At 73.4% G+C, this 12,699-nt stretch carries 12 protein-coding genes; 6 read left to right on the top strand and 6 right to left on the bottom strand.

Annotated elements, in window-relative coordinates:
• Positions 1-86 precede the first annotated feature (86 nt).
• Positions 87-1,286 (top strand): C40 family peptidase, encoded by a 1,200-nt coding sequence (locus CCN42_RS03595; protein ID WP_086733022.1) that lies wholly within the window; start codon positions 87-89, stop codon positions 1,284-1,286.
• A 368-nt stretch (positions 1,287-1,654) separates the two neighbouring features.
• Positions 1,655-2,665 (top strand): tellurite resistance/C4-dicarboxylate transporter family protein, encoded by a 1,011-nt coding sequence (locus CCN42_RS03590; protein ID WP_086733021.1) that lies wholly within the window; start codon positions 1,655-1,657, stop codon positions 2,663-2,665.
• On the opposite strand, the gene CCN42_RS03585 is transcribed toward CCN42_RS03590, so the two are convergent.
• A complete protein-coding gene (locus tag CCN42_RS03585) occupies positions 2,643-2,996 on the bottom strand; it encodes a hypothetical protein (RefSeq protein WP_086733020.1) in 354 nt (117 codons plus the stop codon). The genes CCN42_RS03590 and CCN42_RS03585 overlap by 23 nt on opposite strands.
• A gap of 441 nt (positions 2,997-3,437) precedes the next feature.
• Here CCN42_RS03585 and CCN42_RS03580 point away from each other — a divergent pair, with 441 nt between their 5' ends.
• Positions 3,438-4,514, top strand: a complete 1,077-nt coding sequence (locus CCN42_RS03580) for a C40 family peptidase (RefSeq protein ID WP_086733019.1) — start codon at positions 3,438-3,440, stop codon at positions 4,512-4,514.
• A gap of 120 nt (positions 4,515-4,634) precedes the next feature.
• On the top strand, positions 4,635-5,267 hold the full coding sequence (locus CCN42_RS03575) for a hypothetical protein (RefSeq protein ID WP_086733018.1): 633 nt from the start codon (positions 4,635-4,637) through the stop codon (positions 5,265-5,267).
• 46 nt (positions 5,268-5,313) lie between these two features.
• On the opposite strand, the gene CCN42_RS03570 is transcribed toward CCN42_RS03575, so the two are convergent.
• Positions 5,314-6,042: a LuxR C-terminal-related transcriptional regulator gene (locus CCN42_RS03570; protein ID WP_086733017.1), complete on the bottom strand. Its 729-nt coding sequence runs from the start codon at positions 6,040-6,042 to the stop codon at positions 5,314-5,316.
• On the bottom strand, positions 6,039-7,373 hold the full coding sequence (locus tag CCN42_RS03565; protein ID WP_086170760.1) for an ATP-binding protein: 1,335 nt from the start codon (positions 7,371-7,373) through the stop codon (positions 6,039-6,041). The genes CCN42_RS03570 and CCN42_RS03565 overlap by 4 nt, the downstream gene beginning before the upstream one ends.
• A 143-nt stretch (positions 7,374-7,516) precedes the next feature.
• Between CCN42_RS03565 and CCN42_RS03560 the strand changes: the two genes are divergently transcribed.
• On the top strand, positions 7,517-9,166 hold the full coding sequence (locus CCN42_RS03560; protein ID WP_086733016.1) for a PspC domain-containing protein: 1,650 nt from the start codon (positions 7,517-7,519) through the stop codon (positions 9,164-9,166).
• The gene (locus CCN42_RS03555; RefSeq protein ID WP_086733015.1) at positions 9,153-9,392 is read left to right on the top strand and encodes a hypothetical protein; all 240 of its coding nucleotides are present in this window, start codon (positions 9,153-9,155) and stop codon (positions 9,390-9,392) included. The genes CCN42_RS03560 and CCN42_RS03555 overlap by 14 nt, the downstream gene beginning before the upstream one ends.
• Before the next feature lie 305 nt (positions 9,393-9,697).
• On the opposite strand, the gene CCN42_RS03550 is transcribed toward CCN42_RS03555, so the two are convergent.
• The 3 genes from CCN42_RS03550 to CCN42_RS03540 form a co-directional block, all read right to left on the bottom strand.
• Positions 9,698-10,225 (bottom strand): DoxX family protein, encoded by a 528-nt coding sequence (locus tag CCN42_RS03550; protein ID WP_086733014.1) that lies wholly within the window; start codon positions 10,223-10,225, stop codon positions 9,698-9,700.
• A gap of 141 nt (positions 10,226-10,366) precedes the next feature.
• Positions 10,367-11,659 (bottom strand): hypothetical protein, encoded by a 1,293-nt coding sequence (locus CCN42_RS03545; protein WP_107427541.1) that lies wholly within the window; start codon positions 11,657-11,659, stop codon positions 10,367-10,369.
• Between the two features lie 252 nt (positions 11,660-11,911).
• On the bottom strand, positions 11,912-12,699 hold a 788-nt coding region (locus CCN42_RS03540; RefSeq protein ID WP_245877127.1), incomplete at its 5' end, for a class II aldolase/adducin family protein.

Genomic DNA, 12,699 nt, shown 5'->3' with positions numbered 1-12,699 from the left:
CCCGAGCCCTCCCCCAGTGCCTGAACGGCCTGAGGGGGACCCCCACCGCTGACCCGGTAGGCGGCCGATGGAAGGAGTCGCCTCCCGTGGCGTCGCACCGCAAGTCGCGTCCCAGCCCGCGCGTGGCCGGCATACGCACCCCCGCCATCGCCACCGCGGCCCTCACGTCCGTGGCCCTGCTCTCGCAGACCGCCGAGGCCGCTCCCACGGCCGATGAGAAGCCGAGCCTGGAAGAGGTCGAGAAGAAGGTCGACGATCTCTACCGCCAGGCGGAGTCGGCGACCGAGAAGTACAACGCGGCCAAGGAGCGGACCACCAAGCAGCGCAAGCGCGTCGACACCCTCCTCGACGACGTCGCCAAGCGCGCCCAGAAGCTCAACGAGGCGCGCGAGGAGCTGGGGTCGTACGCCGCCGCCCAGTACCGCACCGGCGTCGCCGCCCCCGACACCACCACCCTGCTCCTCGCGGACTCCCCGCAGGACTACTTCGACCGCACCCACCTGATGGACCGGCTCACCAGCCGCCAGAAGGGCGCGGTCGACGACTACTTCGCCCAGCAGTCCGAGACGATGCAGAAGCGCCGGCAGGCCTCCGAGAGCCTCGAGACGCTCACCGAGTCGCAGACCGAACTGCAGGCGGCCAAGGCGACCGTCCAGAAGAAGCTCGCCACCGCGCGCGAGCTGCTGTCCCAGCTGACCGCCGAGGAGAAGGCACGGCTCGCGGCGATCGAGAAGCGCAAGCAGGAGGAGGCGGCGCGCCGGGCCGCGGAGCTGGCCCGGCAGCAGGCCGAGGCCGAGGAGCAGCGCCGGCAGCAGGAAGAAGCGGCGGCGGCCGGTCAGGAGGCCGCGCAGGAGGAGGCCGGTAACGGCTCGTCGTCCTCCTCGAACGGCACCGGCGAGACCTCCGCCCCGGCCGACTCCACGTACGCCGCCAAGGCCGGGAAGGCGCTCGCCTTCGCCCGCGCCCAGATCGGCAAGCCGTACGTCTGGGGCGCCACCGGCCCCGGCTCCTACGACTGCTCCGGCCTCACCCAGGCCGCCTGGAAGGCCGCCGGCGTCACCCTCCCGCGCACCACCTACGACCAGGTGACCAGCGGCACCACGGTCTCCCTCGCCGCCGCCCAGCCCGGCGACCTGGTCTTCTTCTACGACGACGTCACCCACGTCGGCATCTACATCGGCAACGGGATGATGATCCACGCGCCGAAGCCGGGGGCGTACGTCCGCGAGGAGTCGGTGTACTACGACGGCGAGTCGTCGATCCACAGCGTGGTACGTCCGGCCTGAAGCCCTGGGCGGGGCGTCGGGCGTCGCGCGGGTCGTGCGCTTCGCACATGGCCACCACTGGCGTCCGCACGCGGCCTGCGGGTGGGGCGCACGGGGCACGGCGGCGCGTGAGGACGTGGGTGGTGCGCCCCGGTGCGCGGCGGCGGATGCAGGGCGCATGATGAGGGGCGCGGGGCGCGCAGGGGCGCTGGGCGCTGGGCGCGGAGCGCGACGGGGGTGCCGGGCGCTGGGCGGGGCCGCGGGCGCTGGGCCGGCGCGGGACGCGGGTGCGGGCTCCCTGCCGACGTCCGCGTGGTTTCGCGCCGTTTCCAGAGCGCCCGCGCGCGTGGCCCGCTCGCCCGGCGCGCGCGGCTCCTTAGCATCGGCCCATGCCCGGCACCTCACCCCTCAGCGCCTGGTGGGCGCAGCGTCCGCCGGCGGCCGGGGCCGCCGTGATGGCGACCGGCATCATCTCGATCGGTCTGGGTCTGACGGGCCACGAGGTGCTGTCCCTCGTGTTCCTCGCACTCGCCTGCGCCGCCTGGGTCGCCCTGGCGGCGGACTTCGTCGTGCGGCTGCTGTGGCAGCGGCAGCGGTGGCTGGCCGAGGCGGGTACGCCCGCCGGACTGACCGCCGTGGCGGCGACGACCGTGCTCGGGGCGCGTTTCGCCGCGCTGGACCGGGAGTTCCTGGCCGCGGCACTGCTGGCGCTGGCCGCCGTGCTGTGGCCGGTGCTGCTCGCGCTGGTCGTGAAGCACTGGCGGCGGCGGATGCCTGGGGCGGTGTTCCTGGCGTGCGTGGCGACCCAGGGGCTCGCGGTGCTCGGGGCGGTGCTGGCCGCTGCGGAGTCGGCGGCGTGGCTGGCGCACACGGCACTCGTGCTGTTCTGGCTGGGGATCGTGATCTACGGGCTCGCGCTGGCCCGTTTCGATCAGCGGCAGGTGATCGAGGGCGCCGGGGACCATTGGGTGGCGGGCGGGGCACTCGCGATCTCCGCGCTGGCGGGGTCGAAGCTGCTCGCCGCCGACGGTCCGGAGCTGTACCTGTGGAACGCCGACGGCCGGGGCGTGCTGCGCTTCATGACCCTGGCGCTGCTGGCGCTCGACCTGTGCTGGTACGCCGTCCTGCTCGCGGCCGAGGCGGTCCGGCCGCGGCCGCGTCACGACGTGCGCCGATGGGCCACCGTGTTCCCGATGGGGATGACGGCGGCGGCGACGCTGTCGGTCGCCTCCGCCGTCGGCGTGCCCTGGCTCGACGGGCCGGGTGAGGTGCTGCTGTGGATCGCGGTGGCCGCCTGGGCCGCGGTCGCCGTCCGCGCGGCCGTCGCCGCCCGGGCCGCCGTACGGCCCTCGACGGTGCGGCACGGCGCGCCGGGACTCAGGTCCAGAGCACCGCGATGAAGATGTTCGCCGTGGTGAGCAGGCCCACCAGGCCGAACAGGCCCTTGTCGACCTTCTCCTCGTCCCGTTTCACATAGACGAGTCCGAGGATCACGATCAGCAGGGCCAGCTTCACGCCGATCTTGATGTTGTCGACCGCCTGGTCGTCGGCCTGGTTGAGGCCGACCAGTGCCACGCCGGTGACGAGCATCGTCAGGGCGCCGTGCAGCATGGCCGGGACGAAGCGGGCGGTTCCCTGGCCCATCGCCTTCATCTGGGTGAGGAAGCCGCCGAGCAGCGCGGCGATGCCGACGATGTGCAGGCCGACGAAGAGATGGATGAGTACGTCCATGAGGCCGGAGCCTAGCCAGCCCCGCCTCCGGCGCCCTGCACCGGGCCGCCCCTGAGGAGATCCGGGGAGACGGAAGACAGATATATGCGGTCCATAGCATCCCGTCCCGCACACGGTTCCCGGAATCGTCCCTTCGGTCAGCGCCCTACGTGATCTCGACGGCCCCTGCGAGAGATCACGGTCATATGCGGTCACCCGGCAGTCCGCTCCCGCCACTTCCGTACATCCCGTTACCGCACCGACACACTCGGGCCTAGCGTCCTCCACCAGGCGTCCGGCTCCCCATCGCCGCCCGGGCCAGGGGCGGCAGCCGGACGTCTCCGCCGAGAAGGTCCGGCGGCGGACCCGATTCCCTGTGCCGGGACCGCCGCCGGACCGCCGGACCTCCTCCGGTCGCACTCCCGGTCGTCACCCGGTCGTAGGAAAGGACGTGCAGTCCACGTGGCAGCGCACCGCAAGCCCCGGCATCGCTCGGCCGGCGGCCGTCGAGCCCGTACGGCGGCCACCATCGCGCTCGCGGGCGCGGCGACCGCGACGGCCTTCGACGGGACCGGGCACGCCGAGCCGGAGCTGACACCGGCGCAGGTCAAGGCCAAGGTGGACAAGCTGTACCAGGAGGCCGAGGTGGCCACCGAGAAGTACAACGGCGCCCGGGAGGAGACCGAAGCGGCCCAGCGTCGACTGGCGGCCCTGCAGGACGAGTCGGCCCGCAAGGCGGAGCGGCTCAACGAGGAGCGGGACGCGCTCGGCTCCGTCGCCGCGGCGCAGTACCGCAGCGGTGGCCTCTCCCCCGCCCTGCGACTGGCGCTCGCCGACGATCCCGACCGGTACCTCGAAGGTGCCGCGCTCGCCGAACGGGCGGGCAGCCGGCAGGCGGCCACCGTGACCCGGGTCCGCAAGCGGCTGCGGGAGATCGAGCAGCTGCGCGGCGCCGCACGCGTCGAACTGGCTTCCCTGACCTCCCGTCAGGCGGAGCTGAAGCGGCACAAGAAGACGATCACCGGCAAGCTGGCCACGGCCCGGCGGCTGCTGTCCCGGCTCACCGCCGAGCAACGGGCCCGGCTCACGGCCGAGGGCACGGGCACGGCAACGGGCACGCAGCGCGCCTCACGAGCCGCGGGCCCAGGCGACGGCCTCGCCGCCCCGGGCGCCCCGGTCGCGGCACCCCACTCCCGTGCCGCATCGGCCGTCTCCTACGCCTACTCCAAGCTCGGCAGCCCGTACGTCTGGGGTGCCACAGGGCCCGACGCCTTCGACTGCTCGGGCCTGGTCCAGGCGGCGTACCGTTCCGCCGGTGTCGCCCTGCCCCGGACGACCTACGCGCAGATCGACGCGGGCCGCCGTGTCGCCCGCTCCGAACTCCTCCCCGGTGACCTGGTGTTCTTCTACTCCGGCATCAGCCACGTCGGCATCTATGTGGGAAACGGGCAGATGGTGCACGCTCCCAACCCCTCCGCTCCCGTCCGGGTGGCCCCGATCGACGAGATGCCGTTCGCGGGGGCCACACGCGTGGTGTGAACAGGGCCGCGCGGGCCGTGGCGGGCATGGCATGGGCACGACGGCGCGGTAGCGTCGGGCGGCGAGGCGGTGCAGCACCGCTTCGCAGGTCCCCGCAGTTCCGTCGTTCAGAAGGTGCCGATGCTCCGCTCCCCGCTGCCCCCGCCGCCACCTCCGCCCCACATCCGGACCTGGCCGGACCGGACGGCACTGCTGGCCGACCGGGGCAGAGCACTGGAGGAACTGCGGCGGCGCAGTCTCGGCGTGCACCGCATCCTGCTGCTGTGGCTGCTGGCACTCGCGGCGATCGTCGGCTGGTCGCTGCTCGTGCTGCCGCTGCAGCAGATCGAGGCGAAAGACCCCCTCGGGTTCATCCTCGGGCCGATCTTCGGGTTGCTCGGTCTGGCCTCCCTCGCCCCGTCCGTCATCGCGGTCGTCTTCACCGCCCGCCGTGACCGCCGGATACGGGAACTCATCGACGCCTGGCTGGCCCTGGACACCCATCCGCCGACCGACACCCGCCTGCGCTCCCCCGGCCTCAGCCTGTTCTGGATGCTCTCCTCCCTGCTGGTCGGCGCGACCGGGCTGTGGGCGTCCTTCGCCACGGCGGCACAGGCGGAACCGGGACCGTCGGCCCGCGCCGATGTCGTTCTGGGCATGGGCATCGGCATGATCCTCTGGGTGACGGGCCTGATCGGCATGGTGAAGGCCGTACGGCACTACCGGTGGGCGCTGCGTGCTCTGGGCCCGGCGTCACCACCCGGGCACCGCTGAGGCCACCGCGGCCGTGCCGTCGCCGGGGACTCCACCCCGGCGGCCGTCACACCAGACGCCGTGCCGTCGCCCATCTGGTCAGCTCGTGCCGGTTGGAGAGCTGGAGCTTCCTGAGGACGGCGGAGACATGGGACTCGACCGTCTTCACGGAGATGAAGAGCTGCTTGGCGATCTCCTTGTACGCGTACCCCCGGGCGATCAGCCGCAGCACCTCGCGCTCACGCTGGGTGAGGCGGTCGAGGTCCTCGTCGACCGGCGGGGCGTCGGTGGAGGCGAAGGCGTCGAGGACGAAGCCGGCCAGACGCGGGGAGAAGACCGCGTCCCCTTCCTGGACCCGGAAGATCGAGTCGATGAGGTCCGAGCCGGTGATCGTCTTCGTCACATAACCCCGCGCGCCGCCCCGGATGACGCCGATCACGTCCTCCGCCGCGTCCGAGACCGACAGAGCGAGGAAACGGACGGGCCGCTCGGTGTCGCCCATCAACGGGGCGCAGCGCCGCAGCACTTCGACGCCGCCGCCGCCGGGCAGGTGGACGTCGAGGAGGACCACCTCGGGCCGGGTCGCGGTGATGACGGTGACCGCCTGGTCGACGTCGGCGGCCTCGCCGACGACCTCGACGCCGGTCTGCTCGGTCTGGCCGATCTCCGCCTGCACGCCCGTGCGGAACATCCGGTGGTCGTCGACGAGGACGACACGCACATGCCGGTCACCGGCGCCCTGGCCGGCCGGGTCCGCCGCTCCCGCTGTCCCGTTCGCCTCGGTCGGGTCACTCATGACGTCTTCTCCGCCCTCTCCATCTCCAGCTCGACCTCCGTGCCGCCGCCGGGCACCGCCCGCAGCCGGGCCGTGCCGCCGTGGCGTTCCATACGCCCGATGATCGATTCTCTGACACCCATGCGGTCGGCGGGTATGGAGTCGAGGTCGAAGCCGGGGCCGCGGTCGCGGACGGACACGAAGACCGTTCCCCCCTCGACTTCGGCGTAGACCTGGACGGCGCCGCCCTCGCCACCGTACTTGGCGGCGTTCACCATCGCCTCACGCGCGGCCTGCATCTGCGCACCGGTCCGCTCGTCGAGCGGGCAGTCGCCGACGACCACGACCTCTATGGGGACGCCGTGCTTGTCCTCGACCTCGGCGGCGTTGCGCCGGACCGCCTCGCCCAGCGTGCTGGGCTCGTCCTCCTCGTCCTTGCCGGTGCCCTCCGGTTTGTAGAGCCAGGTGCGCAGGTCGCGCTCCTGGGCGCGGGCGAGGCGGCGCACCTCGCCCGCGTTCTCCGCGTTGCGCTGGATCAGGGTCAGGGTGTGCAGCACCGAGTCGTGGACATGGGCGGCGACTTCGGCACGCTCCTGGGCCCGGATGCGCATCAGGCGCTCCTCGGAGAGATCCTGGGTCATCCGCACCAGATACGGGCCGGCGAGCAGGGTGATGCCGACGAGCACGGCGAGGGCGGCCTGCAGCACCGAGCCGAGGTGGGCGGCGGAGCCCTGCAGGACGAAGATGCCGGAGACACCGGCCGTGACCAGCAGCACGCCCGCCCCGGCGCGCAGCAGGGTGAGCGTGCGCCGACGGCGGCCGACCTCCACCCAGCGGGCCCGGCGGGCGTTGTCCGCCTGGCGCCAGACCAGGGCCACACCGGCACCCACCAGGACGGCGGGCAGCAGATAGGCCTTGGCGCCGACGCCCAGATTGACGCTGCTGACGAAGACCATGGCGACGACGACCATGAGGAGCAGCGCGACGATCTGCCCCTTGTCGGGTTTGCGGGCGACGAGTCTGCGGCGGCCGTCGGACGAGGTCTCGGCGGTGACGAAGGCCGGCGGCCGGTCCGCGTCGACGCCGCCGACGCCGAGCGGTACGAAGAACCAGAACGCGGCATACAGCAGCGCGCCGAGCCCGTCGGCCATGAACAGGCCGACGAAGACCAGGCGTACCCAGATCACAGGCAGCCCGAGATGTCCGGCGAGCCCCCGCGCCACGCCACCGAGCCAGCGTCCGTCACTGCTGCGGTAGAGCTTGCGCGGCGGCCGCGGTTCGGTGAGTGGCGCTGCTGCGGTTGCGGCTTCCGGCATGCCATCGATGGTCACACGGCGGGCGGGCCCGGGCATCAGGGTCCGCCCCCGAGACTCCCCTGATCTTCGGGCGGGTGGTCCGTCGCACGGATCCCCCGCCGTGTGTCAGGGGCGATATCAGGGTCCGGCCAGGGTCGTTCCGACTGCCGCTGCGGCCGCTCGGCCGTCACCATGGACGCATGACTGATCACCAGCACGCCGCGGACGGCGGGCCCGACGCGGGCTCCGCGTCCGACCCGGCGACCTCGGCCTCCGCAGGTGCGGGCGCGCGCGCTCACGAGCGCGCGGACACGCACGGGCGGACGGGCGCGCGCGATCAAGGGGACGCGGCGGCGCGGCTGGACACGAACGGACAGCCGGGCACACCCGACGGGTCGGGCCGGGCCGGAGAGGCGAACGTGAACGGGGAGACGCCGGCCGACGGGGCCGAAGCACCGGCCGACACCACGCGGCGGACCACGACGACGGCACCCGGCACGTCCGGTGACACGGACCCGCCGGCCGCCGGTCCCCGCGGCGCGAAGGGGACCGGGGAGCCGGAGGAGACGCGGCCGCCCGAAGGCCTGCGAAGCCTCCGGCGGGACCGGCGGCACAAGATGGTCGCCGGGGTCTGCGCGGGACTGGGCCGGCAGTGCGACATGGACCCGGTGATCTTCCGCATCACGCTCGCCGTGCTGTCGGCCACCGGCGGCATCGGCCTCATCTTCTACGGCTTCGCCTGGCTCTTCGTCCCGTACGACGACGAGGAGGAGAACGAGGTCCGCAAGCTGCTGACCGGCCGGGTGGACGGCCAGGCGCTGGCGGCCGTGCTGTTCGCGCTGGTGGGCTGCGGGGTCTTCCTGTCGATGCTGAACAACGGCAGTGTGCTGACCTTCGCCGTCGTCCTCTCCCTGCTTCTCGCGGGCGCGGGGTACTGGTCGCAGCGGCGGGGCGCTCCCGATCCCGATCCGCTCGCCGCGCAGGCCGTCGCCGACGCCCCGCCGGAGGCCCAGGCGCCGCCCGCGCCCGTCTCCTACTCCTGGTGGCGGGACCCCATCGTCAAGGACGGCACACACGTCGGCGGCACCGGCTATCTGTGGGGTCCCGGCGACTCGCGCGACCACGACATCGCGATGACCGTGAGCCTCAGCCTCGACGAGTATCCGCACGGCCGCGAGACCTGGGGCGTCCCGCGCGAGGATCCGCCCAGGCCGCGCGGCCCGCGCTGGATCGGCGGCTGGGTCTTCCTGCTGGCCCTCGTCGCGGGCGGCCTCGGTACCGGGCTCACCTGGGACGCGCATCCGCTGGGCACCAGCCTGCAGACCGGACTGTCCTGCGCGCTCGCCGTGTTCGGTGTGGGTATCGCGGTCAGCGCGTTCCTCGGGCGGACGGGAGCGGGGTCGGTGTTCCTGGCGGTCGTCACGGCGGCGCTGCTCGCCGGGTCGGCCGCGCTGCCCAAGGACATCGGCACACAGTGGACCCGGACGACGTGGCAGCCGGTCGCCGCGGCGGACATACGGGCGGTCTACGACCTCGGCACCGGGGTCGGCACGCTGGACCTGTCCCGGCTGGACCCGGCCGAGGGGCAGACGCTGACCACGTCGGCCGAAGTGGGCGTGGGGCGGCTGCGGGTGATCGTCCCGCCGGACGTGACGGTGAAGGCGGACATCGACGTGGGCGTGGGCGACATCCAGTTGCCGGGCGACCGGTCGCAGGACGTGGACGTGGCGCCGGGCAAGTACAAGCAGGTGACGCTGGAGCCGAAGGCCGGCACGGAGAGCGTCGGCACGATCGATCTCGACCTCCGGGTCGGGATGGGACAGGTGGAGGTCAGCCGTGCTGCGTCATGAGTTCCAGCCGGGAAGGCTCGTCGCCGGGTGCTTCCTCACCGTCGCGGGCGTCGTCTACGCCGGGGACGCGGGCGGGGCCTGGGAGGCACCGTGGTTCGTGGCGTTCCCCCTCGTGGTGGGCGGGCTCTGCCTGGCCGGCGCGGCGGGCGTCCTGAGCCGCTCCATACGCCGCAGGGGCAGGAACCCGGGGCGACCGAGCGAGCCCTGGTCGCCGCCTCGGGCGTGACGGCCCACCCGGTGCGGGCACCGGGAAGGAGCTTCGCCACGGAGGAGCCAGGGCCCGGCCGGTGTCCGCCGCTCTCTCCAGGCCGGGCCGGGCACTCGGGTTTGCGCCGAGCGCGACGCTGGCTTCCCCCGAGGGCGGCGCTGAGTCCGCCGGGCGTGGCGCACGATCCGCGGGGCGTGGCGCAGGATCCGCAGGTGGCGGCGGGTCTCCCCGTGGTCTCAGCTCCGTCACGCCGGGTCAGCCGGTTCGGGTCCGCCGACCAGGGTGTCCACGCCACGGTGCTTTCCCCGTGGCGCGGCCCGTCGCTACTGGTAGTCCTCCGCCCGCTCTCGTCGCCGTGCGCGCAGGGCGGCGTCCAGGGAGAGGTAGGGCGCACCGGCCAGGAGCAGGGGGATCCAGGCCATGAGGTAGACGAGGTCGTTGCCGTAGTAGTACGGGTCGGACGCCCAGCTCACGGTCAGCCAGAGGCTGAGGGAGATCAGCACTCCGCCGAGGGCGGCGAGACGGGCGAAGAGGCCGAGGAGGGTGCCGATGCCGACGGCGAGCTCACCGACGGCGATGGCGTAGCCGAAGCCGACGGGGCTCTTCAGGGCGAGGTCGACCAGGGCCGGGAGCGCCGAGGAGTCGCGCACGGTGCGCATCATGTCGCCGACCGACCCGGAACCGCCGTCCTGCAGGAAGGCGCTGTCGGTGAGTTTGTCCAGGCCTGCGTAGACGAAGGTGACGCCGAGGAAGAGGCGCAGGGGGAGCAGGGCATAGTGCGTGGCGGTGTCCCGCCAGGTGCCACCGCCCGCGGCCGGGGTGCGGGGGTCCGGACGCATCCCGTGAGTCATCGCTGATCGCCGCCTCTCGCCCACCCTGCCGTGACCCGTCATCAGACGATACGTACGAGAGAGAGGACCCGCTCACCCATGTTCCGGCCGGTTTCCGCAGCCGCAGCCCGCTTGCCGCGGGCCTTCCTCCGTTGCCTCGTCCTACTCCGTCACCTCGATCACGTACGGGTTCGTCTCCACACCCGCCGCGGTCACGACCTGCACGGTCACGCGGCCCGGCTCCACATCGACCGGGACGGGCACGGTGAGCCGGGTGTCGGTCGGGCTGCTGAAGCCGCCGGTCACGGGCACGAGCGGCACATGGACGTGCACCGCCCCGATCCGTACCGCCATCCGCGACAGCCGGTCGGCGCCCTGCGCGCCCGGCGGGACGAATCCGGCGCCGCGGATCTCGATGTCCTCGCCGGTGCGGATGGGCGCGTCGAGGTCACCCGCCTCCCGGGCGCGGATGACGGAGAGGATGACGGGACGCCCGCCCTCGGAGTACTTGCCGGCGAGGTAGGTCGCGGCCGAGATCAGGACGACGACCGCGAGGCCCCAGGGCAGGTCGGGCAGTTGGTCCGGGCGGCGGGCCAGCCGGACCGCGCCGAAGACGAGGGCGACGGCGCTGATCACGACGTACTGGAGGTCGGCGAAGCTGCCCCGGCCCGCGTCGTCGGTGAGCAGGTCGGCGGCCCGCGGGCGGTCCGCGCGGATCTTCTGCAGCCGCTGGGCGAGCACCCGCAGCCCGACCACCCGCCGCACCAGCACGGCGATCGCGCACACGACGGCGAGTACGGTCACGGCCCCGGCGCCGCGGGCGAGTTCGAGCCCGGCGAGCAGCGCGTCACGCTCGCCGTGGTGCGAGGCGGACGCCAGCCGTCCGGCCAGGACCAGCACCGCGTAGGCCAGGAACAGCACCCAGGCCGCGGCCACGGCGCGGGACGTGGACAGCCGGTTGTCCTCGCCGATCACCGGCGCCAGCGCCCCGCCGCGGGCCCGGTGGAAGAAGGAGGCCGCCGTCAGCGTCACGGCCACCACCAGCGCGGCGAGCAGACCGGCGGTGCGGGCCGCCGTCCAGCCGGCGCCGATCGCGGTGAGCGCCTGCACCAGCAGCAACAGCAGAACCAGCGCCCACACCGTGATCGCCGTGCGCCGCCACAGCCGCGCCAGCCAGGCCTCGCCCTCGGCGCGGCCCCGTTCGGCGACGAGCCGGGCGGACTGGGTCAGTTCGTCCGAGACCCACTGCCGGGTCGCCGACGGGGAGTGCGCGACCGCCGCCGGCAGCCCCTGTCCGGCCGCGAACTCGTCGCGTCTGCGCAGGAACGCGGCGACGGCCCGCCGATGTCCCTCGCGTGCCCCGTGCGGGCAGTCCTCGCAGGTACAGCCGCCCGCGTGGACGATGCCTCCGTACGTTCCGGGCTCCCCACCCTGTCTCGTCTCCCGCACCGCCACGCCCGACGCCCGCCCTTCCCGGCCACCACCCCGCGACGCCCGTATGACGCCGCCGTACAACTCCCGTGCGACGACAGCGAATTGTGCCCTACACCAGGGCGTCCGCGTCTGACGCATCTGGTCAGGCCGGGTGAAATCCCGACCACCGTGTTGACCCGGCCGGGAGAATTCCGGTACGGACGGGATCATCCGGTTCGCGCGGGACGAGGCGGCGGTGCCGCGCCGGTCCTGAGCGTGAGGGCCGGGCGGGTCTCACGTCAGCAGGTCGGGTTCGCTGCGGCTGATGTCCCGCCAGAGCGGCTGGTAGTTGATCCAGGCCACCAGGTCGCCGCCCAGCTGCTCACGGGTCGCCACCGCCGCCCTGTGGTCGATCAGCACTGGCCGGCCCGCCGCCTGCGCGGTCAGCTGCACCTGGCAGGACCGCTCCATCGACAGGAACCACCAGGCCGCCGCGTCGACGGAGTCGCCGACGGTCAGCAGCCCGTGGTTGCGCAGCACCAAGGCCTTGCGCGAGCCGAGCGCGGTGGCGATCCGGCGGCCCTCCTCGGTGTCGACGGAGACACCGGTGTAGGCGTCGTAGAGGGCGTGGTCCTCGTAGAAGGCGCAGCTCTCCTGGGTGATCGGGTCCAGCAGATCGCCGAGGGCGGCGAGGGCGCGGCCGTGCACGGAGTGACAGTGGGCGACCGCGACGACGTCCGGGCGGGCGGCGTGGACCTGGGAGTGGACGGTGAAGGCGGCCTGGTTGACGTGGTAGCGGCCTTCGACGACCTGCCCGTCGGCGTTGGCCAGCACCAGGTCGCTGACGGTGACGTGCTTGAAGGGCAGGCCGAAGGGGTTGACCCAGAAGCAGTCGCTGAACTCCGGGTCGCGTGCCGTGATGTGGCCGGAGACGCCGTCCTCGAAGCCGAGCCGCCCGAAGATCCGCAGGGCGCCCGCCAGCCGTTCCTTGCGGTGCCGGCGTTCGTCCTCCACCGACTCGTGCATCGGCGGCATGGCGAACCGGAGCCGGTCGGTGGGCAGGGGCGGGGGCGGAGTGGGCC

The organism is Streptomyces glaucescens (genome assembly GCF_002154375.1).
Lineage (GTDB): Bacteria > Actinomycetota > Actinomycetes > Streptomycetales > Streptomycetaceae > Streptomyces > Streptomyces glaucescens.
The sequence above is the reverse complement of the archived record's forward strand: the minus strand, read 5'-3'. Positions and strand labels throughout refer to the sequence as shown.